Source organism: Sphingomonas limnosediminicola (assembly GCF_039537965.1).
Lineage (GTDB): Bacteria > Pseudomonadota > Alphaproteobacteria > Sphingomonadales > Sphingomonadaceae > Sphingomicrobium > Sphingomicrobium limnosediminicola.
Window position 1 is genome coordinate 2,357,865 of the sequence record NZ_BAABBM010000001.1, and the last position, 19,011, is coordinate 2,376,875.

The 19,011-nt window shown below is 64.1% G+C and carries 21 protein-coding genes; 9 read left to right on the plus strand and 12 right to left on the minus strand.

The window, feature by feature from the left end; translation table 11 throughout:
* Positions 1-5: 5 nt before the first annotated feature.
* From ABD704_RS12020 to ABD704_RS12035, 4 genes are read right to left on the minus strand one after another with little or no spacing between them, the layout of a single operon-like run.
* On the minus strand, positions 6-770 hold the full coding sequence (locus tag ABD704_RS12020; RefSeq protein WP_344699932.1) for a GNAT family N-acetyltransferase: 765 nt from the start codon (positions 768-770) through the stop codon (positions 6-8).
* Positions 767-2,026, minus strand: a complete 1,260-nt coding sequence (locus tag ABD704_RS12025; protein ID WP_344699933.1) for a DUF445 domain-containing protein — start codon at positions 2,024-2,026, stop codon at positions 767-769. The genes ABD704_RS12020 and ABD704_RS12025 overlap by 4 nt, the downstream gene beginning before the upstream one ends.
* 43 nt (positions 2,027-2,069) lie before the next feature.
* Entirely contained in the window at positions 2,070-5,459 is a 3,390-nt protein-coding gene (locus tag ABD704_RS12030) for an efflux RND transporter permease subunit (protein WP_344699934.1), read from the minus strand.
* Between the two features lie 23 nt (positions 5,460-5,482).
* Positions 5,483-6,664, minus strand: a complete 1,182-nt coding sequence (locus ABD704_RS12035) for an efflux RND transporter periplasmic adaptor subunit (protein WP_344699935.1) — start codon at positions 6,662-6,664, stop codon at positions 5,483-5,485.
* A gap of 198 nt (positions 6,665-6,862) precedes the next feature.
* Between ABD704_RS12035 and ABD704_RS12040 the strand changes: the two genes are divergently transcribed.
* Both ABD704_RS12040 and ABD704_RS12045 read left to right on the plus strand, forming a co-directional pair.
* Complete coding sequence (locus ABD704_RS12040; RefSeq protein WP_344699936.1) at positions 6,863-7,126, plus strand: GlsB/YeaQ/YmgE family stress response membrane protein; 264 nt, start codon at positions 6,863-6,865, stop codon at positions 7,124-7,126.
* A 76-nt stretch (positions 7,127-7,202) separates the two neighbouring features.
* Complete coding sequence (locus tag ABD704_RS12045) at positions 7,203-7,919, plus strand: SIMPL domain-containing protein (RefSeq protein WP_344699937.1); 717 nt, start codon at positions 7,203-7,205, stop codon at positions 7,917-7,919.
* A 76-nt stretch (positions 7,920-7,995) separates the two neighbouring features.
* Here the strand turns inward: ABD704_RS12045 and ABD704_RS12050 are convergent, their stop codons facing one another.
* The 3 genes from ABD704_RS12050 to ABD704_RS12060 form a co-directional block, all read right to left on the minus strand.
* Complete coding sequence (locus ABD704_RS12050) at positions 7,996-8,247, minus strand: GlsB/YeaQ/YmgE family stress response membrane protein (protein WP_344699938.1); 252 nt, start codon at positions 8,245-8,247, stop codon at positions 7,996-7,998.
* A gap of 187 nt (positions 8,248-8,434) precedes the next feature.
* Entirely contained in the window at positions 8,435-8,734 is a 300-nt protein-coding gene (sciP, locus tag ABD704_RS12055) for a CtrA inhibitor SciP (protein ID WP_344699939.1), read from the minus strand.
* Between the two features lie 77 nt (positions 8,735-8,811).
* Positions 8,812-9,048, minus strand: coding sequence for a hypothetical protein (locus tag ABD704_RS12060; RefSeq protein ID WP_344699940.1), 237 nt, complete (start codon positions 9,046-9,048; stop codon positions 8,812-8,814).
* A gap of 87 nt (positions 9,049-9,135) precedes the next feature.
* Here ABD704_RS12060 and mnmA point away from each other — a divergent pair, with 87 nt between their 5' ends.
* Genes mnmA through ABD704_RS12075 form a run of 3 tightly spaced genes read left to right on the plus strand, consistent with a single transcriptional unit; the run spans position 9,136 to position 11,780 of the window.
* Positions 9,136-10,251, plus strand: a complete 1,116-nt coding sequence (gene mnmA / locus ABD704_RS12065) for a tRNA 2-thiouridine(34) synthase MnmA (protein ID WP_344699941.1) — start codon at positions 9,136-9,138, stop codon at positions 10,249-10,251.
* Entirely contained in the window at positions 10,235-10,699 is a 465-nt protein-coding gene (locus ABD704_RS12070) for an NUDIX hydrolase (protein WP_344699942.1), read from the plus strand. Before mnmA ends, ABD704_RS12070 begins: the two co-directional genes overlap by 17 nt.
* 7 nt (positions 10,700-10,706) lie before the next feature.
* Positions 10,707-11,780: an alpha/beta fold hydrolase gene (locus tag ABD704_RS12075; protein ID WP_344699943.1), complete on the plus strand. Its 1,074-nt coding sequence runs from the start codon at positions 10,707-10,709 to the stop codon at positions 11,778-11,780.
* On the opposite strand, the gene ABD704_RS12080 is transcribed toward ABD704_RS12075, so the two are convergent.
* The 4 genes from ABD704_RS12080 to pdxH are packed head-to-tail and all read right to left on the minus strand — an operon-like array spanning position 11,752 to position 14,508.
* On the minus strand, positions 11,752-12,222 hold the full coding sequence (locus tag ABD704_RS12080) for a YybH family protein (protein ID WP_344699944.1): 471 nt from the start codon (positions 12,220-12,222) through the stop codon (positions 11,752-11,754). The genes ABD704_RS12075 and ABD704_RS12080 overlap by 29 nt on opposite strands.
* On the minus strand, positions 12,219-13,001 hold the full coding sequence (locus tag ABD704_RS12085) for a PhzF family phenazine biosynthesis protein (RefSeq protein WP_344699945.1): 783 nt from the start codon (positions 12,999-13,001) through the stop codon (positions 12,219-12,221). Before ABD704_RS12085 ends, ABD704_RS12080 begins: the two co-directional genes overlap by 4 nt.
* Complete coding sequence (locus ABD704_RS12090; protein WP_344699946.1) at positions 12,998-13,933, minus strand: cation diffusion facilitator family transporter; 936 nt, start codon at positions 13,931-13,933, stop codon at positions 12,998-13,000. Before ABD704_RS12090 ends, ABD704_RS12085 begins: the two co-directional genes overlap by 4 nt.
* A complete protein-coding gene (gene pdxH, locus ABD704_RS12095; RefSeq protein ID WP_344699947.1) occupies positions 13,930-14,508 on the minus strand; it encodes a pyridoxamine 5'-phosphate oxidase in 579 nt (192 codons plus the stop codon). The genes ABD704_RS12090 and pdxH overlap by 4 nt, the downstream gene beginning before the upstream one ends.
* 80 nt (positions 14,509-14,588) lie before the next feature.
* On the opposite strand from pdxH, the gene ABD704_RS12100 reads away from it, so the two are divergent.
* The 4 genes from ABD704_RS12100 to ABD704_RS12115 are packed head-to-tail and all read left to right on the plus strand — an operon-like array spanning position 14,589 to position 17,673.
* Positions 14,589-15,554, plus strand: a complete 966-nt coding sequence (locus tag ABD704_RS12100; RefSeq protein WP_344699948.1) for a DnaJ C-terminal domain-containing protein — start codon at positions 14,589-14,591, stop codon at positions 15,552-15,554.
* A gap of 9 nt (positions 15,555-15,563) precedes the next feature.
* Entirely contained in the window at positions 15,564-16,598 is a 1,035-nt protein-coding gene (locus tag ABD704_RS12105; RefSeq protein ID WP_344699949.1) for a YihY/virulence factor BrkB family protein, read from the plus strand.
* On the plus strand, positions 16,595-17,398 hold the full coding sequence (fabI, locus tag ABD704_RS12110) for an enoyl-ACP reductase FabI (protein WP_344699950.1): 804 nt from the start codon (positions 16,595-16,597) through the stop codon (positions 17,396-17,398). Before ABD704_RS12105 ends, fabI begins: the two co-directional genes overlap by 4 nt.
* Entirely contained in the window at positions 17,398-17,673 is a 276-nt protein-coding gene (locus ABD704_RS12115) for an acylphosphatase (protein ID WP_344699951.1), read from the plus strand. Before fabI ends, ABD704_RS12115 begins: the two co-directional genes overlap by 1 nt.
* On the opposite strand, the gene ABD704_RS12120 is transcribed toward ABD704_RS12115, so the two are convergent.
* Entirely contained in the window at positions 17,670-18,959 is a 1,290-nt protein-coding gene (locus tag ABD704_RS12120) for an adenylosuccinate synthase (protein ID WP_344699952.1), read from the minus strand. The genes ABD704_RS12115 and ABD704_RS12120 overlap by 4 nt on opposite strands.
* Positions 18,960-19,011 lie beyond the last annotated feature (52 nt).

Sequence of the window (19,011 nt, forward strand, 5' to 3'; positions counted from 1 at the left end):
CGCGATTAGAGCTTCTTCATGAAGCGAATGCTGGTGCGTTCGTAGCCCATGTGGCGGTAGAAGGCATGGGCTTCGCCGCGGCGGTCGTTGCTGGTTACCTCGACAATCTGGCAGCCTTGCTTGCGGCACCATTGCTCGGCGGCTTCGACGAGCATTCGGCCGAGGCCGCGGCGATGCGCTTCTTCGGCGACGACGAGGACGGGGATGCGGCCGACGGGGGCAGGGCGGTGAACGGTTGTCATGGCGTGCACGCCGATGAGGCCGATGACCTGCTTGCCTTCGACGGCAACGATGGGCGTTTCGCCGAGCTTCTTCAGCCGCGTGAGGTTCTTTCGAACCGCCTTTTCGTCGACTTCGTGGCCGAGGAAGTGAATCAGTTCGGCGAGGCGCGGGGCATCTGACGGCTTGGCATCACGCAGCGTGGGTTTCGGTGCGGGCTTTGGCTTGGGCGGCTTCTTCGGCGCTGGCGGCGGCTCGCTGTCGTTCGCAGGCTCGCGCTTCGGCTTCCCCTTGGGCTTGCGGGGCAGCACGGCGACGTCGAGTGACGCGCCCCAGTCCTTCGCCCCGAGATTGCGGAGATAGCTTTCGACGTCCTCTGGTTTCGCGGTCGGTCCCTTGTCGTCCATGCCGAAGACGGCTTTGCCTGTGGGATCGGAAAGGCCGACCTTGCCGAAGCGGCCCTTGCCGGGGGTTCGGACGCGGGAGCGGACGAGTTTGAGCCCGCGGTTGCGCGCGCTGTCGGCAAGCGTGTCGAGTTCCGGGTCGCTCATAGCGTGTCCAATAGGTGGAGGACAAGGCCGACCAGCCCGCCGACGATCGTTCCGTTAATGCGGATGTACTGGAGGTCGCGGCCGACAGCGGCTTCGAGGCGGTTGGTGACGGTCTGCGCGTCCCAGCTCCGCACCGTTTCCGAAACCAGCTTGACGATCGAGCTGCCGTAGCTGGCGGACAGGCCGACGACGGCGCGGCGGGTAAACTGGTTGATCGCCTTGCGGATGCGGGGGTCGGTCTCGAGCGTCGCGCCCATCGATTTTAGGATCTCGCCGAGCTTGCCGGCCATCACTGCGTCGGGGTTGCGCGCCGCCTTGATGATTGCCTCGCGACCCTTCTGCCAGAGGGTGTCGAGCCACAGGCTTACCGACTTGTTGTCGAGCAACTGCTCCTTGATGTTCTCGACCCTCTCACGAGTTTCAAGCTTGGTCTGAAGGTCGTTGGCGAGTTGGGCCAGTGCTTCCTCAACCTTGATGCGGACGGGGTGCGCAGGATCGGTGGACATTTCGACCGTCAGCTTGCGCAGGCCGTCGATGATCGCGTCGGCCAATTTCTCGTCGAGACCGGCGAGCTTCAGTACCCAGTTCGCCTTCTTGTGAACCATCTCGCGGATCAGCGGTTCGTTGGCGTCGAGCGCGCGCGCGGTCCAGCGGATGCCGGCTTCGAGCATCGGTACGTGACGGTCTTCGTTGATGGCGCTCGCAAGCGCGTGGCCGAGCAGCGGCGAGATTTCGGTACGGCGCAGCCGCGAGGCGATGGCGCCTTTGACGATGCCGCCCAGCCGCTCGTCGTCGAGGCTTTCGAACATGTCGGCGATAAGGCGTGAAGCGCCGGAGCGTATGCGCGACTGCTCGTCCTGGTTGGGCGTCTGGAGGAAGGTGCCGACCGCTCCAGCGACGTCGATGTTGCGCATGCGGCGCGCGACGACCGTCGGGATCAGGAAGTTTTCCTGGAGAAAGCGGGCGAGCGCCTCGCCGATGCGGTCCTTGTTGCGCGGAATGATCGCGGTGTGCGGGATCGGCAGGCCGAGCGGGTGGCGGAACAGCGCGGTGACGGCGAACCAGTCGGCAAGGCCGCCGACCATCGCTGCTTCGGCAAACGACTTCACATAAGCGAGCCACGGATATTGCGGCTCGAAATAGCGCGTTACCCCGAAAACGACAGCCATGACGACGAGCAGGCCAGTCGCGACAACCTTCATCCCCTGCGCGCCGGGCTGCGCAGGGTTGAACCGGGATAAACTACTGTTGGTCATCGCTCTCATGCCGGCTCAATAGCTGAGCCGGGCCCGAGGTTCATCATTCGGCAGGAACGGGATGTCCAGCCTGATGCGCGTCGGCGCCCACGAAGCGATGGAACAGCTTGCCGATCCTCGTTTCGATCGAGATCGCGATCGAAAAGTAAGACGGGACGAGGAGCAGCGTCAGCAGCGTCGAGAAGATGAGGCCGCCGATAACGGTGATGCCCATCGGCGCACGCCAGCTGTTGTCGCCGCTGATCGAGATCGCGGTCGGCAGCATGCCGGCGACCATCGCGACGGTGGTCATGACGATCGGCTGGGCGCGCTTGTGGCCGGCTTCCCAAATGGCTTTGTCCTTGGGCATGCCATGGTTCATCATCTCGACCGCGAAGTCGACAAGCAGGATCGAGTTCTTCGCGACGATACCGAACAGCATGAGCACACCGATGAGGACGAACAGCGACACAGGCTGGTTGGCGATGTGCAGCGCAACCGCCGCTCCAAGGGGCGCCAGGAGCAACGACCCCATGTTGACGAACGGCGCCAGGAACCGGCGATAGAGCAGTACCAGCACCGCGAACACGAGCAGCACGCCGGCGATGAGCGCGACGGCGAAGTTGAACAGCAGTTCCGACTGCCACTTCTGGTTGCCGAGGTTCATCTTCTGCACACCCTGCGGCAGGTTCTTCACGGTCGGAAGCTCATTGACCTTCGCCCAGACGTCGCCTTCGACGACGCCCGGTGCCAGATCTGCGCCGATCGCGAGCCTGCGGAGCTGGTTCGAACGCTGGATCGTCGTCGGGCCTGACCCGAAGCCGATTTTCGCGACGGACTTAAGCGGAACCGAGGAGCCGTTCGACGTCGGCACCGGCAGATTCTCAAGCGTCGAGAGGTCGCGCCGCGAGCTTTCCGACAGCGAAACCTGGATCGGCACCTGACGGTCGGACAGCGAGAACTTGGCGCTGTTTTGCTCGATTTCGCCAAGCGTCGCGATGCGGATCGTCTGGCTCAGCGCGGCGGTCGTCACGCCGAGGTCGGCCGCAAGGTCGAAGCGGGGCGTGATCGTGATTTCCGGCTGCGCGAGGTTACTTCCGACACGCGGTGCGCGAAGGCCTTTGACCGTGGCCATTTCCTTGGCGATCTGGTTCGCAACGGCGTTTAGCTGGGCCGGGTCTTCTCCGCCGAGAAAGAGCATGATGTCGCGCGAGTCTCCGTCGGGGCCACCGCCCTGTTGGCTCTGGAAGCTGACACGGGCATCGGGCATCGCCGCCAATACCGGCGAGAGATTCCGCTCGAAGTCCGTGCTCTTCACCTTGCGGTCCTTCTTGAGCACGATGTTCACGTGGCCTTCGCCGACGTTGATGCGCTCGAAAACGCGCTCGACGCTCGGATCCTGTGCGATCCTGTTCGCGACGCGGTCGACGACAGCTTCGGTTTCCTTAAGCGTCGTGCCGGGCGGCATGGTAATGTTGGCGCGCGAGAAGTCGCTGTTTTGCGGCGGGAAGAATGACATCGACAACGTGCCGAACAGCGTGAAGCTGAGAAGCAGCGTCAGGACGCCGGCGCCGACCATGGCCATGCGATGATCGTGCATACGCGCGGCCCAGCGGCTGGCCATGATTCCATGCCATTCTGCGAAGCCAGAGCGGCCGACCAACTGGACGAGGATCGCGACCAGCTTGGCCGCACCATAGGCGAGCGCCGCGCCGACGAGGAAGGCCAGCGGGAAGGCGTAAGCCGTGGGAAGCCCGACTTTGCCCAAGCCCATCACCACGGCGCCGATGCCGCCGACGAAGACGGCCAGGACGGGCAGGAGGAGAAAGCCGCCGAGCAGGTAGTAGCCGATGCTCTTCTCGGACTTAGGTATCCGCGCGAGGAGAGCATTAGCCTTCGACGTGTCGAGGCTCCAGTTCAGGACCTTGAGGTAGATGTCCATCCACTTCCACGCGGCGTGCGGCTGCGCACCGTGCGAACGCAGGAAGTACGCGGCGATCAGCGGCGTGATCATGCGGGCGACGAGCAAGCTCATCAGGACTGACAACACGACGGTGAAGCCGAACGCCTTGAAATACTGGCCGGCGATGCCGGGCATGAGCGCGACCGGGAAGAAGACGGCGACGATGGCCATCGTCGTTGCAAGCACTGCGAGGCCGATCTCGTCTGCCGCGTCGAGCGACGCCTGGTAGCCCGATTTGCCCATGCGCATGTGGCGGACGATGTTCTCGATCTCCACGATCGCGTCGTCGACCAGCACGCCGGCGACAAGGCCCATCGCCATCGTCGACATGAAGTTCAGGGTGATCCCCAGCATGCTCATGAAGAAAAAGGCGGGGATCGCCGAAAGGGGAATGGCGAGTGCCGAGATGGCCGTCGCTCGGATGTCGCGAAGGAACAGAAGCACGACGAGAACGGCGAGGATTGCGCCTTCGATCAGGCCTTCCATCGCCGAGCGGTACTGCGCCTTCGTATAGTCGACGGTGGTGAAGACCTCAGAGAACTGGATCTTCGGATTCTCCTTCTGGATCAGCTTCAGTTCCTTCTGAAGCGAATCATAGGCCGTGACTTCCGACGCGCCCTTCGCTCGCTGAATCATGAAGGTGACGACCTGGTGGCCGTTCTGCTTGGCGATCGAGCGCTGCTCGGAATTGCTGTCCTGGACCTGGCCGAGGTCGACCAGCCGCACGAAGCGTCCGCCGGGCAAGGCAATCTGCGTCTGCGACAGCTGGTAGGCGTCCGTCGCATTGCCGAGCACGCGGACCGACTGCTCGGACCCGGCGATTTCGGCCCGGCCGCCGGCGCCGTTCATGTTGCTCGCACGAAGCTGCTGATTGACCTGCGCCGCGGTGATGCCCTGCGATTGCAGTGCGGCGGGGTCGAGGATGACGCGGATGGTGCGGTCGACGCCGCCAATTCGCTGGACCGCCGCGATTCCGGGCAATCCGAGCAGGCGCTTGGCGACCGTATTGTCGATGTACCAGCTCAGCTGCTCGAGCGTCATGTCGTTGGTCTGGGCGCCGATGTAGGAGATCGGCTCGTCATTGACGTCGACCCGCGTCACCTGCGGCTCGAGGATGCCTTCCGGCAGGCTGCCGCGGATTTGCGCGATCACGTTGCGAACGTCGTTCACTGCGCGGTCGGTGGGCGTGCCGAGCTGGAACTGCACGAACGTCGTGCTGTTGCCCTCGCTCACCGTGCTGCTCATTTCCTCGACGCCGTTGACGCCGCGGATCGCGGATTCGACGCGCTGCGTGACCTGCGTTTCAAGCTCGTTCGGCGCTGCGCCCGGCTGCGTGACCGACACGATCGCGGCCGGGAAGTCGATGTCCGGGTTGTTGTTCACCTGCATGCGGGAGAACGACACCAGGCCGGCTAGCATCAGCCCCACGAAGAGGACGATGGGGAAGACCGGGTTGCGGATGCACCAGGACGAAATGTTGCGGAAGTTCATGTCTTAACTGCTTTCGCTGACGCTTAGCGCGCTGCTTCGCGGTGCGGATTGACCTTCTGCCCCGGGTTGAGGAACGGCCCCGCCGAGAGCACCACCGGCTCGTTGCCTGACAGGCCGGTCGCGATCGTGACGCCACTCTCATTCACGGTCCCGATCGTGATGCCCCGCCGCTCGACTTCGTTCCGGCCATTGACGATGTAGACGTAATTGCCGTTGGCATCGCTGAGCACGGCACTCTGCGGCAGCATCGGCGCGGAGGTTTCGCCGGCCGTGATGCGAGCTTCGGCAAAGCCGCCGGGTTTGACCGCGGGCGTATAAGGGATGGCGATACGGACGGCGCCGAGCCGCGATTGCGGATCGATCGTCGGCGCAACCTGCCAGACGCTGCCGGTGATCGTGGTCGGCGCGCCAACAGGCGTTACGCTCGCTGCCATGCCGGTGTGGATGAGCGCCAGGTCCTGCTGCGACAGCTGCGCCTGCATTTCCATCTGCCCACCTTCTGCAAGGTGGAACAGCGCGCCGGAGCCGGGGCTGACGATCTGGCCGACCTCGACCGCGCGCGAGAGGATCAGGCCCGACGCCGGTGCGATGACGTTGAGCTGGCCGATCTGCGCACGGGTCGCGGCGAGCGTCGCCTGCGCCACGCGAACCTGGGCGTAAGCGGCGTCGCGCGTCGCTTTCTTAGAATCGATTTCTGCCTTGGAAACGAAGCCGCGGCCCTGAAGGGCGACGGCGCGCTCATAGTTCGACTGGGCCAGCGCAGCGTTGGCGCGCGCCGCATCGACCTGCGCCGCAAGCTGTGCCGCCTGTTGCGCCTGAACCGAGCGATCGACGACTGCCAGCGTCTGCCCGGCACGAACCCAGCTGCCGGCATCGACGAGAACGCGGACGACACGGCCACCCTGGCCGGCGATGCCGACCGGCTGATCGCGCTTCGCCGCGAGCGGTCCGCTGGCGGTGATGATGCGAGCGACGGAGCTGCGACCGGGAACGACCACCGTGACGCTTGGAACTTGGCCCGCGCCCTTGGCGTCGCCAGCCGCTGCGTCATCAGGCTTCGTGGCTCCTTTGCCCATCAGCATGGCTGCGGCGATAATGACGAGCATCGCGATGGCGACCGCGCCGATGATGATCCAGCGCCGACGGCGTGCACTATCGGTCACAATCAGCGTGTCCGAGGTGCGGATCGAAGTTTCCCGGTTCATCATTCCCCTGCCGTCTTTGCGAGTCTGTTAGCGCCAACCACTGTATTACGTGAATAGAGCACCTCGCGCAACAGGGCGCTACGAAGTTAACCGAAGCTACTGCTTTTCGACTAACGGTGGCACTTGTATTGCGAGCGAGCGTTGCCGGCTGTTAAATCAATCGTCGCATGAACGACAGTAGAATAGGGGAGCAGCCCAATGGAGCAGTATGGGATCATCGGCTGGATCGTGATCGGCGGAATCGCCGGTGCCATCGCCAAGCTTCTGATGCCCGGCAAGGACCCGGGCGGATGCATCATCACCGTTCTTCTCGGCATTGCCGGCGCGCTGGTTGCCGGTTGGTTGGGCCATGCGATCGGCTGGTACAATACCGGTGAAGGCGCAGGCTTCGTCGCCGCGATCATCGGCGCATTCATCCTCCTTGGCATCTATCGGTTGGTTGCCGGCCGGCGCCGGCTATAGCGTTCCCGTTCATGAAACAGCCATGGCGTGCGGGCAACCGTTGCGCCATGGTTACGACTGACCAGGGGAACGAGAAATGAAACGCATCCTGATCGCCGCGCTGATGTTCGGCACGGCCGCCCTGCCGGCCCCTGCCGGCGCACAGAGCACCATTAACCAGACCATTGCGGGTACGCGGCTGGATATCAGCGCAACCGGCGAAGTCATGCGCGTGCCGGACGTCGCAATCATCAGCGCCGGCGTGGTCACTAAGTCGGCAACCGCCGGAGCGGCAATGCAGGAAGCGGCCAGCCGCATGCAGCGCGTGCGCGCCGCACTGAAGGCTGCAGGCGTCGCCGATCGCGATATTCAAACGAGCAATATCAGCCTCAACCCCGACTATCGCTACGTGAACAACGAGCCGCCGGTGATCACCGGTTATCAGGCGTCGAACCAGGTGAGTGTCCGCTTTCGCGAGATTGCCAAGGCCGGCCGGATCCTCGACGCGCTGGTCAAGGAGGGCGCAAACCAGATAAACGGACCCACCTTGGTGGTCGACAAACCCGAATCCGCGCTCGACGAGGCGCGCGGCAAGGCGGTCGCCGCCGGGCGTGCGCGCGCCGAGCTCTATGCGCGGTCGATGGGCTTGCGAGTGGTGCGTGTCGTCTCGGTCAGCGAAAGCGGTGGATATGCGCCGCCCCCGCCGATGCCCATGGTGATGCGGGCACAGATGGCCGAGGCCGCCGATACCAAGATCGACGCTGGCGAGCAGAAGCTGCAGGTCAATCTGTCGATGACGTTCGAGCTCCAATAGCCGCGCTCGGAAAGGCAAAGAAAAAGGCCGCGCGGGCAATCCCCACGCGGCCTTTCAATTCAGACCGGTCGGTTCGTTAGCGGACCGTACCCCTGCGGATCAGGTTTACGATCGCCAAGAGGATGACCGCACCGATGAGCGCGTAGAGGAAGCTTTCGATCGTGATGCCGGCATTCATATTCACGCCGAACAGCAGACCGGCAATGACCGCACCAATGATGCCGACGACGATGTTTAGGATGACACCCTGTTGGGCGTCAGTCCGCATGATGAGGCTGGCGAGCCAACCGCAAATGCCACCGACGACGAGCCAGACGATGATACCCATGAGCCTAATCCCTCCTGTTCTCGTGATCGCCCTGGCTTAGGGCGATCGTTCCGGCACCACAGACGCGCGATGCGCCGCAGTTGTTCCGGATTCGGAAGGGTCTGGCAAGAAAATTGGTTAACGAGAGGAGCCGAAGCTGGCGGGAAAGCTGGATAGATTCCCGCCAGTAACGACTAAAAGCGAGGCCTCAGTAGCGCTGTTGGCGCTCGTACTGATCGCGGTATTGCTTGATCCGGGTGACGCGCAGGCCGGGCATGCCGCTACGGTCCACCGCGCGCTGCCAGCTCGTGAATTCCTCGAGGCTCAGCGTGTAGCGCTTGCACGCTTCGTCAATGCTGAGCAGCCCACCGGCAACGGCGGCGACGACCTCGGCCTTGCGGCGGACGACCCAACGCGTCGTGCTCGGAGGCGGCAGCGAATCGAGCGTCAGCGGCTCGCCGAGCGGTCCGATGACCTGGGCCGGACGAATCTTCTGGTTCTCGAGCATTCCGTCACACCTGCTTAATCATTGACACTGCACTGCTGTTTAACGCTGGCGCTTAAAAACATTCTGAAGCGCGCTGGTTAATCCTCCGGTAGTTCGCCCTTACGCTCCCTTAACCCTGAGGCATCTGACGCGAACGCACCTCCAAGACGCTTGACCGCTTCCTGCCAGCCTTCACTTGCCGACAGGGCACAGGCGATCGCATCTTCGCGGGACAGGCCGTCGTCCTTCTCGAACTTGGCGAGAAGGGCGAACAGCTCGTCAACGCTGAGCGGTTCCTCCGCACCACTGCGAAAGTTCCCCTCGTGACGCGCCAATCCATCCCCCTCGAATGCCTACCCACATCACCGGTCTAGGCGAGGATGGTGAAATTCGAGTAAAGATGGCCCACATCAGACCTTCAAATGCGGATTGATTTTCAGCTTGGCCGTCCCGCGGACGAAGCCCGGATCGTCGTCGCCATGTCGGGCGGCGTCGACAGCTCCGTCACGGCCGCGCTCGCCGCGCAGACCGGCGCAGAAGTCATCGGCGTCACGCTTCAGCTCTACGATCATGGCGAGGCCGTGCGGCGGAGCGGCGCCTGCTGCGCGGGGCAGGATATCTACGATGCAAAGCAGGTCGCCGACCGGCTCGGCATTGCCCACTACGTGCTCGATTACGAAAGCCGCTTTCGCGAAGGCGTGATCGATCGCTTCGTCGACGAATATGCGCATGGCCGGACGCCCGTGCCCTGCGCGTCCTGCAACCAGGGCGTGAAGTTCGTCGACCTGGTCCAGTTCGCGCGGGAACTGGACGCGGATTGCCTGGCGACTGGCCACTACGTGCGGCGGGTCGTGATCGGCGATCGTGTCGAGCTTCACAAGGGAGCCGACCCGCGCCGCGACCAGAGCTATTTCCTCTACGGTACGACACGTGAGCAGCTCGATTTCGTGCGTTTCCCGCTGGGAGACCTGCCGAAGGATGACGTGCGGCGTATCGCTGGCGAGGTCGGACTGGAGGTCGCGGCCAAGCCGGACAGCCAGGACATCTGCTTCGTGCCCGATGGGGATTATGCCTCGCTGGTCAAGCGGGTGCGACCGGAGACGCAGGCGCCCGGCGATATCATCGATCTCGACGGCAACATCTTGGGCACGCACCGTGGTGTCGTGCATTTCACGGTCGGGCAGCGCCGGGGGATCGAGATCGGCGGCCAGCGCGAGCCGCTCTACGTCATCCGCATCGAGCCGGACGCCCGGCGCATCGTCGTTGGACCGCGCCGCGCGCTTGCCGTTGGCGCGATGCGCGTCGCGGACTGGAACTGGCTTGGCGAGGACCAGACTGACGTGACGGCGAAGGTGCGTTCGCTCGCGCCCGCGGTTGCAGCGACGCGCGACGGGGAGTGGTTGCGCTTCGACAGCGCCGAGTTTGGCGTCGCGCCGGGCCAGGCAGCGGTCCTTTACGAGGGCTCGCGTCTACTCGGCGGCGGCTGGATCGCCGAGACCATCGGCGCCGAGCAGAAGCTGGATGCCGCCGCCGCTTAGTGCCGGCATCCTTCTCTTCCGTCAGCGCGAGGGCGGAACTGAAGTCCTGCTGATCAAGCCCGGCGGTCCGTTCTGGCGTAACAAGGACGCCGGCGCGTGGATGATTCCCAAGGGCAAGATCGAACCGGGCGAGCGGCCGGCGGAAGCCGCGCTTCGCGAATTCGAGGAAGAGACCGGTACGCGCCTGTCCACCGTTCCGTTTGCGCTCGCGAGCGTCAGGCAGGCGGGTGGCAAAGTCGTTGAGGCATTTGCGGTCGAAGGCGATCTCGATTGCGACGCGATCCGGTCGAACGATTTCGAGGTCGAATGGCCGCCGCGAAGCGGAAGGCGCGAGTCTTTCCCCGAGGTCGAGCAGGCGCGGTGGATGACGCTTGCCGAAGCGCGCGATTACATGCTTCCGAGCCAGTTGCCATTGCTCGACGCGCTCGAGCGCAAGCTCCAGTCATGAGGTAGTGATGCTGTTCTTTTTCGCCGCTCTTGCCGCCCAGGCCTTGTCCGCGCCTACCCCGCCGCCGCCCGCGCCCAAGAGCTGGCCGACGAAAGAGGGCGATGTCGTCCTGAAAGACTTCCGCTTCCGCAGCGGCGTGAGCCTGCCGCGCCTCAACATGCACTACACCACGCTCGGCACACCGCACCGCAATGCGGCGGGTGCGATCGACAACGCGGTGATGGCGCTGCACGGCACCGGCGGAACGGGACAGCAGTTTCTCCGGCCGCAGTTCGCCGACGAACTTTATGGTCCGGGGCAGCCGCTCGACATTCGTCGATACTGGATAATTCTCCCCGACAATATCGGGCACGGGAAATCGTCGAAGCCGTCCGACGGGCTACGGATGAAATTTCCGAAATATGATTACGACGACATGGTCGATGCACAGCATCGGATGCTGCAGTCGCTGGGCGTCGCGCATCTACGGCTGATCATGGGCACGTCGATGGGTTGCATGCACGCCTTCGTGTGGGGAGAGGCCTATCCGGCCTTCGCCAGCGCGCTGATGCCGATGGCATGTGAGCCGGTGGAGATCGCCGGGCTCAACCGCATGTGGCGCCAACTTGCGATAAACGGCATCGAGGCTGACCCCGCCTGGCAGGGGGGCGGATACTCCGCAGAGCCCTTGACCGGCTTGCGGGCGGCGCAGAACTTGCTGTTCGTCGCGGGCGGCGCGCCGCTGTTCCTGCAGGCGCAGTATTCGACGCGGGTGAAGGCGAGCGAGTTTGCCGAGCAGAGCGTGGCGAACGCGCTGAAGTCGCTGGATGCCAACGATCTCATCTACCAGCTGGATTCGTCGCGGAACTACAATCCCTGGCCAAGGCTGGAAGCGATCACGGCGCCGATGATGTGGATCAATTCGGCCGACGACTTCATCAATCCGCGCAACTTCACTTACCCTCAGGAAGCAGTGAAGCGTATGTCCAATGCGCAGTTCCGGCTGATCCCCGAGACCGCGGAAACGCATGGGCACGGCACGCACACCTGGGCGAAATTCTGGAAATCGGACCTCAGCGCGCTTCTGGCGCGGTCGCAGTAGGCGCGACGTCGTAGGCGGAGACGTGGTTCATCGTGATGAGCCATCTGCCGCGGATTTTCCGGAACAGGCGCGTATTGACGCCCTCGGTGATACGGGCGCCGCGCTCGAGCCGGTACTGGCCGACCAGCATGGCGGCGTCGGGCGCGAGCAGGTCGACGTTCATATTGTAAAAGTGGAGCTTGCCGCGCCGTTCCGGCGACCCGCCATAGTCGCGGACATAATGGTCGAGCGTGCCCTGCCAACCTTGCTGAAACTTGCCGCCCGAGACGAATATGACGTCGGGGCTCTTGAAGCCCGCCATGTAGCTGCGGAAGTCGCCGCGGTTCCAAGCTGCTTCCATGCGTTGGATGACGTTTAGGATCGCCGCGCGCTCACTCTTCGGACTGGCAGGCGCGGGCGTGGCGACGACGGCTAGCGCGACGCACGCGGCTGCGAACTTCACAGCTGGAACTGACCTTCGATGACCGTGTGGCACTTGCCGCCGAGAATGGCGCGGTTGCCTTGGAGGCGGCAATTGAGAAGGCCGGTGCGAGCGCTGGCCTGAAGCGCGGTGAACTCGTTCCTGCCAAGCCGCTTCGCCCAATAGGGGGTCAGCGCGGCGTGGGCGGAGCCGGTCACCGGATCCTCGTCGATGCCGAGATACGACACGAACACGCGGTCGACGATGTCTTCGGTCGTGCCGCGCGCAGTGACGACCGCCATTCGGCGGATGCCACGCAGCGCGATGAAATCCGGCTCGAGATCGCGGACGGTTTGCTCGTCGGCCACCTCGATGATCGCCGCGTCGTTGCATTCCTCGGCAAGCCATGCCGGTAAATCCGGGAGGCCGAGCGCGCGATTGAGCTCCGGCTCGTGCACTTCTGTGAGCGGTGCGGCCGGCAGGTCGAGCTCGAGCAAATCGTCACGCCGGCTGACTGTCAGAATTCCGGCCCTGGTCGAAAAGCGCACCGATCCGCCGGTCATCAGCACGTGCCCCGACGCGATCGTCGCGTGGCCGCAAAGCTCGACCTCGGCGACAGGCGTGAACCAACGCAGGTCGAAGTCGGCATCGTCCCGTTCGCTCGGAACGGTAAACGCAGTCTCGCTGAGATTATTCTCGGCCGCGATCGCCTGCATCAGCGCGTCATCGATCCAGCGGTCGAGCGGCATGACGGCGGCGGGATTTCCGGTCAGCGGGCGCTCGGCGAAGGCATCGACCTGGAAGAAGGGGATCGTCGTCAACCTGCCTGCTCCGTGATTTCCTGCGGCAAGAGCGTCTCGCGGTCCGTCTGTCCTTCCGGATCGACGTGAATCAGGATTTCCGTATGCGGGAAGCGTTTCTGTAATTCCTCCTCGGCCCGATCGAGCCGGTCATGCGCTTCCTGCACGGTCCAGTGCGCCGGAACCCAGACATGGAACTGGACGAAACGAAGCGTGCCGCTCTTGCGGGATCGCAGGTCATGGAGGCCCGAAAATTCAGGATATTCGGCCGCTGCAGCGAGAAATTCCTCGCGTTCCTCCTCGGGCCATTCGCGATCCATCAGCTGGTGAATCGCCTCGCTCGACGCCCGCCACGCACCCCACATGAGCCATAGGGCAATGGCAATTCCGAAGAGCGCGTCGGCGCCGGCGACATGGAGCGCCTGATCGAGAACAAGCGCAATGATGACCGAGCCATTGAGGAACAGGTCGGACTTATAATGGACGTTGTCCGTCTTGATCGCGACCGATCCGGTGCGTTCGATGACCTGCCGCTGATACCATAGCAGGCCGAACGTCAGCACGATCGCGCCCACCGACACCGCAATCCCGTCGGCCATGGCCTGTGTGGGGCTGCCATGAATGAGGCGGTCAACTGCTCGCCACATGATGCCCGCGGCCGAGACGCTGATGAGAGCAACCTGCGCAAGCGCGACCAGAGCCTCCGCCTTCCCATGGCCGAAGCGATGATCGTGATCCGCTGGCTGGGCAGCGATGCGGACACCGGCGAGTGTGGTCAGGCTGGCGAGTACGTCGAGCGCAGTGTCTGCAAGCGACCCGAGCATCGCTGTGGAGTCCGTCCGGTAGGCCGCCCATGCTTTCGCGATAAGGAGGATCGTCGCTACGGCCACGCTCGCAAGCGCGGCTCGCGAGGAATGCGTCGAATGTTCGGCCGCGGTCTTGGCGGTGGTCACGGGTAGAGCAATCCTTCGGTCCAGCTGTCGTCATCGCGCTTGAACAGGCGCCGCTCGTGCAGGCGATAAGGGCGCTCGGTCCAGAATTCGATCCGGTGCGGAATGACGCGGTAGCCGCTCCAATATTCAGGGCGCGGGACGTCTTGCCCCTCGAAGCGCTGCTCGGCTTCTTCGAAACGTTGCTGGAAGGTCTCGCGGCGATCCATTGGCCGCGACTGGTCGGATGCCCAGGCGCCAAGCTGCGAATCCCGCAGGCGGCTGCTGAAATATGCATCGGCCTCGGCTTCGGTGACGGGCTCGACCGCGCCTTCGATGCGCACCTGGCGTCCCAGCGATTTCCAGTGAAAGAGGAGCGCGGCCTTCGGGTTCTGGGCGAGCTGCTCGCCCTTGTCGCTTTCGACGTTGGTGAAGAAAACGAAGCCGTCGGGGCCGTGGCCCTTGAGAAGCACCATGCGTGAGGATGGTTGCCCGGTCGCGTCGGCGGTGGCGACGCTCATTGCTTCGGGCAGGCCGCTTTCGCTCGCGCGGGCTTGCGCAAACCACTCATCGAACAATGCAAACGGGTCGGCGGCCATGCTGCGATTGCCTTAGGCTTGGCCTTGGCGGAACGGCAACCCATCTGGTCAGCGCTGTAACTGTGCGCCATTGGAGGGATATGGCTCTGGACCTGTACCAACGATTGGGACTGAAGCGCGGCGCGAGCGAGGCCGAGATCAAGAAGGCCTATCGCAGCCTTGCGAAGCAGCTTCACCCGGACCGCAACAAGGACAATCCGAACGCGGCGAAGCGCTTCGGCGAGATTACCCACGCGTACGATCTGCTGTCCGACAAGGACAAGCGCGCGAAATACGACCGCGGCGAGATCGACGAAGATGGCAACCCGAAGATGCCGTTCGGCTCCGGGTTCGGCGGCTATTCGAGTGGTGCGGGCGGCGGTGGCCAGCATCCTGGCGCGGGCTACGAGAATTTCAATTTCGGCGGAGGCGGCGATGCGGCCGACCTCAGCGATCTTTTCGAAGGCCTGTTCGGCGCTGCGACCGGCGGCCGAGGCGGGCAGAGCGGCGGCTTCAGCGGCTTCCGCCAGCGCGGGCGCGCCCCGCAGAAGGGCGCGGATGTTGCATATCGCCTCAAGATCCCTTTCGTCGACGCGGTCGCGCTCAAGCCGCAGCGGATTACGCTTGGCGATGGCAAGACAATCGACCTGAAGCTTCCGCAGGGGCTTGAGGACGGCACCAAGATCCGGCTTGGCGGCAAGGGCGAGCAGGGACCGGCCGGGCGCGGCGATGCGATCGTGACGATCGAGATCGCGCCCCACCGGTTCTTCACCCGCGACGGCAACAACATCCGCCTCAACCTACCGGTGACGCTCAAGGAAGCGGTGCTTGGCGCCAAGGTGAAGGTGCCCACGGCCGACGGACCCGTCATGCTGACGATCCCTAAGGGCACGACCTCGGGCAAGGTGTTCCGGCTGAAGGAGCGTGGCTTTGCCGACAAGGACGGCAAGCGCGGCGACCAGCTGATCAGCGTGGAGATCGACGTGCCGGCAAGCGACCCCGATCTGCAGAAGTTCGCGGAAGGCTGGAACGCCGGTGGCAACCCGCGCGCGAGCCTAGGGGTCTAGCGCCGCCGAATGCGCGACATTTCGCCTGCCTCGCCGGAAGCACGGCGGAAGCGCTTAGCGAGCATGCGCGCGGCCTTCGGAACGGAGGTCGAAGAAAAGCTCAAGCCGCACGTGACTGTTTGGGAAGTGGTCAAGCGCGTCGCGATCGGCGTCTATAACGACGGCTTCATCCACGCCGGCAACCTCGCTTACCTTTCGATCGTCGCGCTGTTTCCCTTCTTCATCGTCGCCGCGGCGGTCGCGCATTTGCTCGGCCAGAGCCAGGACGCCATGCTGACGGTGACGAACGTCCTCCGGCGCCTTCCGCCGGATGTCGCCGCGACGCTACGCGAGCCCGTGCTGGAAGTGCTGACGATCCGCACCGGCAATCTGCTCTGGTTCGGCGCAATCGTCGGTCTGTGGACGGCGACAAGCTTCGTCGAGACGATCCGCGACATCCTGCGCCGCGCTTATGGCGTGAAATATTGCGCGCCATTTTGGGAGTATCGGCTCGGGTCGATCCTGCTAATCCTCGGTGCGGTGCTTCTGCTGATGGTCGCGTTCGCCGCCAGCGCTTCGCTGACCATCGTCAGGCATTTCATCTTCGAATGGTTCCCCATGGCGCAGGGGCTGGCCGGCACGCTCGGGCTTTATCGCTTCGTGCCTGGCATCACGCTCTATTTCACTTTCTACGTGTTATTCCTGGCCTTGACGCCGGCGCGCTACCGCAAGCGCGACTGCCGCAAGTGGCCGGGTGCTTTACTGATTACCGCGTGGTGGCTGGCGACGGTGGAGATCCTGCCGGACGCGATTAGCTTGTTCGGCGGCTACAGCCGCACTTACGGCAGCCTTGCGGGCGTGATGATCGCGCTCATTTTCTTCTTCGTCGTCGGGCTTGGCGTCGTCATCGGCGCGGAGCTGAACGCGGCGCTGGCGGAAAGCGGCGCCACCGCGCTAAAGGGCGAAATCTACACCGGGCCGTACACCGACGAGCTTGAAGTCGAGGAGCCGCAACCCGGTGAAGACGTGAAACCAGAATTGCAGCCTGAGGGGCCTCAACTTTGACCGGACTAATGCAAGGCAAGCGCGGGTTGATCATGGGGCTTGCCAATGATCGTTCGCTTGCGTGGGGAATCGCGCGCGCCGTCGCCGAACAGGGCGGCGAGCTGGCCTTTTCCTACCAGGGCGAGGCGCTCGAAAAGCGTGTGCGCCCGCTGGCGGCGGAACTTGGGTCGGACCTTCTCGTCGATTGCGACGTCAGCAGCATGGAAGCGCTCGACGACGCGTTCGCGCATTTGAAGTCGAAGTGGGATTCGATCGACTTCGTCGTCCACGCGATCGGTTATTCCGACAAGAATGAGCTTCGGGGAAAGTTCGTCGACACGACGATGGACAACTTCCTGATGACCATGAATATCTCGGTCTACAGCTTCGTCGCCGTTGCCCAGCGCGCGCGGGTGATGATGACCAACGGCGGCTCGCTGTTGACGTTGAGCTATTACGGCGCCGAGAAAGTCATCCCTCACTATAACGTGATGGGCGTCGCCAAGGCTGGGCTGGAAACGTCGGTGAAATATCTGGCGGCGGATCTCGGCCGCGAAAATATTCGCGTGAACGGTATTTCGGCTGGACCGATCAAGACGCTCGCCGCGAGCGGCATCGGCGACTTCCGCTACATCATGAAGTGGAATGAATATAATTCGCCGCTTCGCCGCAACGTCACCATCGAGGACGTTGGCGGGGCGGGGCTCTACCTGCTCAGCGATCTCGCGTCCGGTGTTACCGGCGAGATCCACCACGTCGATGCGGGCTACAACGTCGTCGGCATGAAGGCCGAGGACGCGCCGGACATCTCGACGGTCTGATGGCCAGGGTCGCCCGGCATGTTCGCGTGACCGGGCGCGTGCAGGGCGTCTTCTTCCGCGCATGGACTCGCGACGAAGCACGCTCGATCGGGGTGTGCGGGTGGGTCGGCAATTGCGACGACGGTGCCGTAGAAGCGCATATCGAAGGCGAAGAAGAATTGGTCGATGAGTTAATCAGCCGCATGCGCGAAGGCCCGCCGCAGGCACGCGTGTTCGACATGAAGATCGATGAAGCGACGGACGAAAATTCCAGCCGCTTCGAAGTGCGGCACTAGCCCGCGAACGGATCCCGGACGAGGATGGTGTCGTCGCGCTCCGGCGACGTGCTGACGAGCGCGACCGGGCAGCGGATCAGCTCTTCGATGCGGCGCACATATTTGATCGCGCGTGCCGGCAGGTCGGCCCAGCTGCGCGCGCCGCGAGTCGAGCCCGGCCAGCCTTCGATTTCTTCGTAGACCGGCTCGACCCGCGACTGATCCGCGGCATGCGGCGGCAGGTGGTCGAATTCCTGACCGCCAATCCGATAGCCGGTGCAGATCATCACTTTCTCGAAGCCGTCGAGGACGTCGAGCTTGGTGAGCGCGATGCCGGTCACGCCGCTGACCGCGACCGCCTGACGTACGAGCACCGCATCGAACCAGCCGCAGCGGCGGCGGCGGCCGGTGACGGTGCCGAACTCATGTCCGCGCTCGCCCAAACGCTCGCCGACTTCATTGTCCTGCTCAGTCGGGAAGGGGCCTGAGCCGACGCGCGTCGTGTAGGCCTTGGTGATGCCGAGCACGAAGCCAGCCGCGGAAGGACCCATGCCGCTGCCCGAACCGGTGGTGCCGGCGACCGTGTTGGACGAAGTGACGAACGGATAGGTGCCGTGGTCGACGTCGAGAAGCACGCCCTGCGCGCCTTCGAACAGGATGCGGCGCCCGCGCGAGCGCGCCTCATCCAGATCACGCCAGACGGGCTTGGCGAACTGAAGCACGAAATCGGCGATTTCGGCGAGATCGTTCTTGAGGCGCTCACGATCGACCGGCGGCTCGCCGAAGCCGGCGCGGAGCGCGTCGTGGTGGGCGCAGAGACGGTCGAGCTGTGGCCCGAGTTCGCCGAGGTGCGCGAGGTCGCACACACGGATGGCGCGGCGGCCGACCTTATCTTCGTAGGCTGGGCCTATGCCGCGTCGCGTGGTGCCGATCTTGCCGGCGCCACTCGCGTCCTCGCGGAGAGCATCTAGGTCGCGGTGAATGGGCAGGATGAGCGGGCAGGTCTCGGCAATCATCAGAACGTCAGGCGTCACATCGATGCCCATTTCGCGCATCCGAGTGACCTCGTCGCGAAGCGCCCACGGATCGAGCACGACGCCGTTACCGATGACGGATGGCGTGCCGCGAACGATGCCGCTCGGCAGCAGCGAGAGCTTGTAGGTCTTGTCGCCGACAACCAGCGTATGCCCGGCGTTATGGCCGCCCTGGAAGCGCACCACCATGTCGGCCCGGCTCGCAAGCCAATCGACGATCTTGCCTTTGCCTTCGTCGCCCCACTGGGCGCCGATGACGGTCACGTTTCCCACGTTAAGTCCTTGCTACTTGAGGCCGGCCCGCTCCTAGGAGCGGAGGGGCAGC

Coding starts and splice junctions, on each gene's coding strand:
- ABD704_RS12030 (WP_344699934.1), bottom strand. CDS start 5,459: ATGAACTTCCGCAACATTTCGTCCTGGTGCATCCGCAACCCGGTCTTC.
- ABD704_RS12115 (WP_344699951.1), top strand. CDS start 17,398: ATGGCCAGGGTCGCCCGGCATGTTCGCGTGACCGGGCGCGTGCAGGGC.
- ABD704_RS12020 (WP_344699932.1), bottom strand. CDS start 770: ATGAGCGACCCGGAACTCGACACGCTTGCCGACAGCGCGCGCAACCGC.
- ABD704_RS12040 (WP_344699936.1), top strand. CDS start 6,863: ATGGAGCAGTATGGGATCATCGGCTGGATCGTGATCGGCGGAATCGCC.
- ABD704_RS12100 (WP_344699948.1), top strand. CDS start 14,589: ATGGCTCTGGACCTGTACCAACGATTGGGACTGAAGCGCGGCGCGAGC.
- ABD704_RS12045 (WP_344699937.1), top strand. CDS start 7,203: ATGAAACGCATCCTGATCGCCGCGCTGATGTTCGGCACGGCCGCCCTG.
- ABD704_RS12070 (WP_344699942.1), top strand. CDS start 10,235: ATGCCGCCGCCGCTTAGTGCCGGCATCCTTCTCTTCCGTCAGCGCGAG.
- pdxH (WP_344699947.1), bottom strand. CDS start 14,508: ATGGCCGCCGACCCGTTTGCATTGTTCGATGAGTGGTTTGCGCAAGCC.
- ABD704_RS12075 (WP_344699943.1), top strand. CDS start 10,707: ATGCTGTTCTTTTTCGCCGCTCTTGCCGCCCAGGCCTTGTCCGCGCCT.
- ABD704_RS12105 (WP_344699949.1), top strand. CDS start 15,564: ATGCGCGACATTTCGCCTGCCTCGCCGGAAGCACGGCGGAAGCGCTTA.
- ABD704_RS12025 (WP_344699933.1), bottom strand. CDS start 2,026: ATGACCAACAGTAGTTTATCCCGGTTCAACCCTGCGCAGCCCGGCGCG.
- sciP (WP_344699939.1), bottom strand. CDS start 8,734: ATGCTCGAGAACCAGAAGATTCGTCCGGCCCAGGTCATCGGACCGCTC.
- ABD704_RS12050 (WP_344699938.1), bottom strand. CDS start 8,247: ATGGGTATCATCGTCTGGCTCGTCGTCGGTGGCATTTGCGGTTGGCTC.
- mnmA (WP_344699941.1), top strand. CDS start 9,136: ATGCGGATTGATTTTCAGCTTGGCCGTCCCGCGGACGAAGCCCGGATC.
- ABD704_RS12035 (WP_344699935.1), bottom strand. CDS start 6,664: ATGAACCGGGAAACTTCGATCCGCACCTCGGACACGCTGATTGTGACC.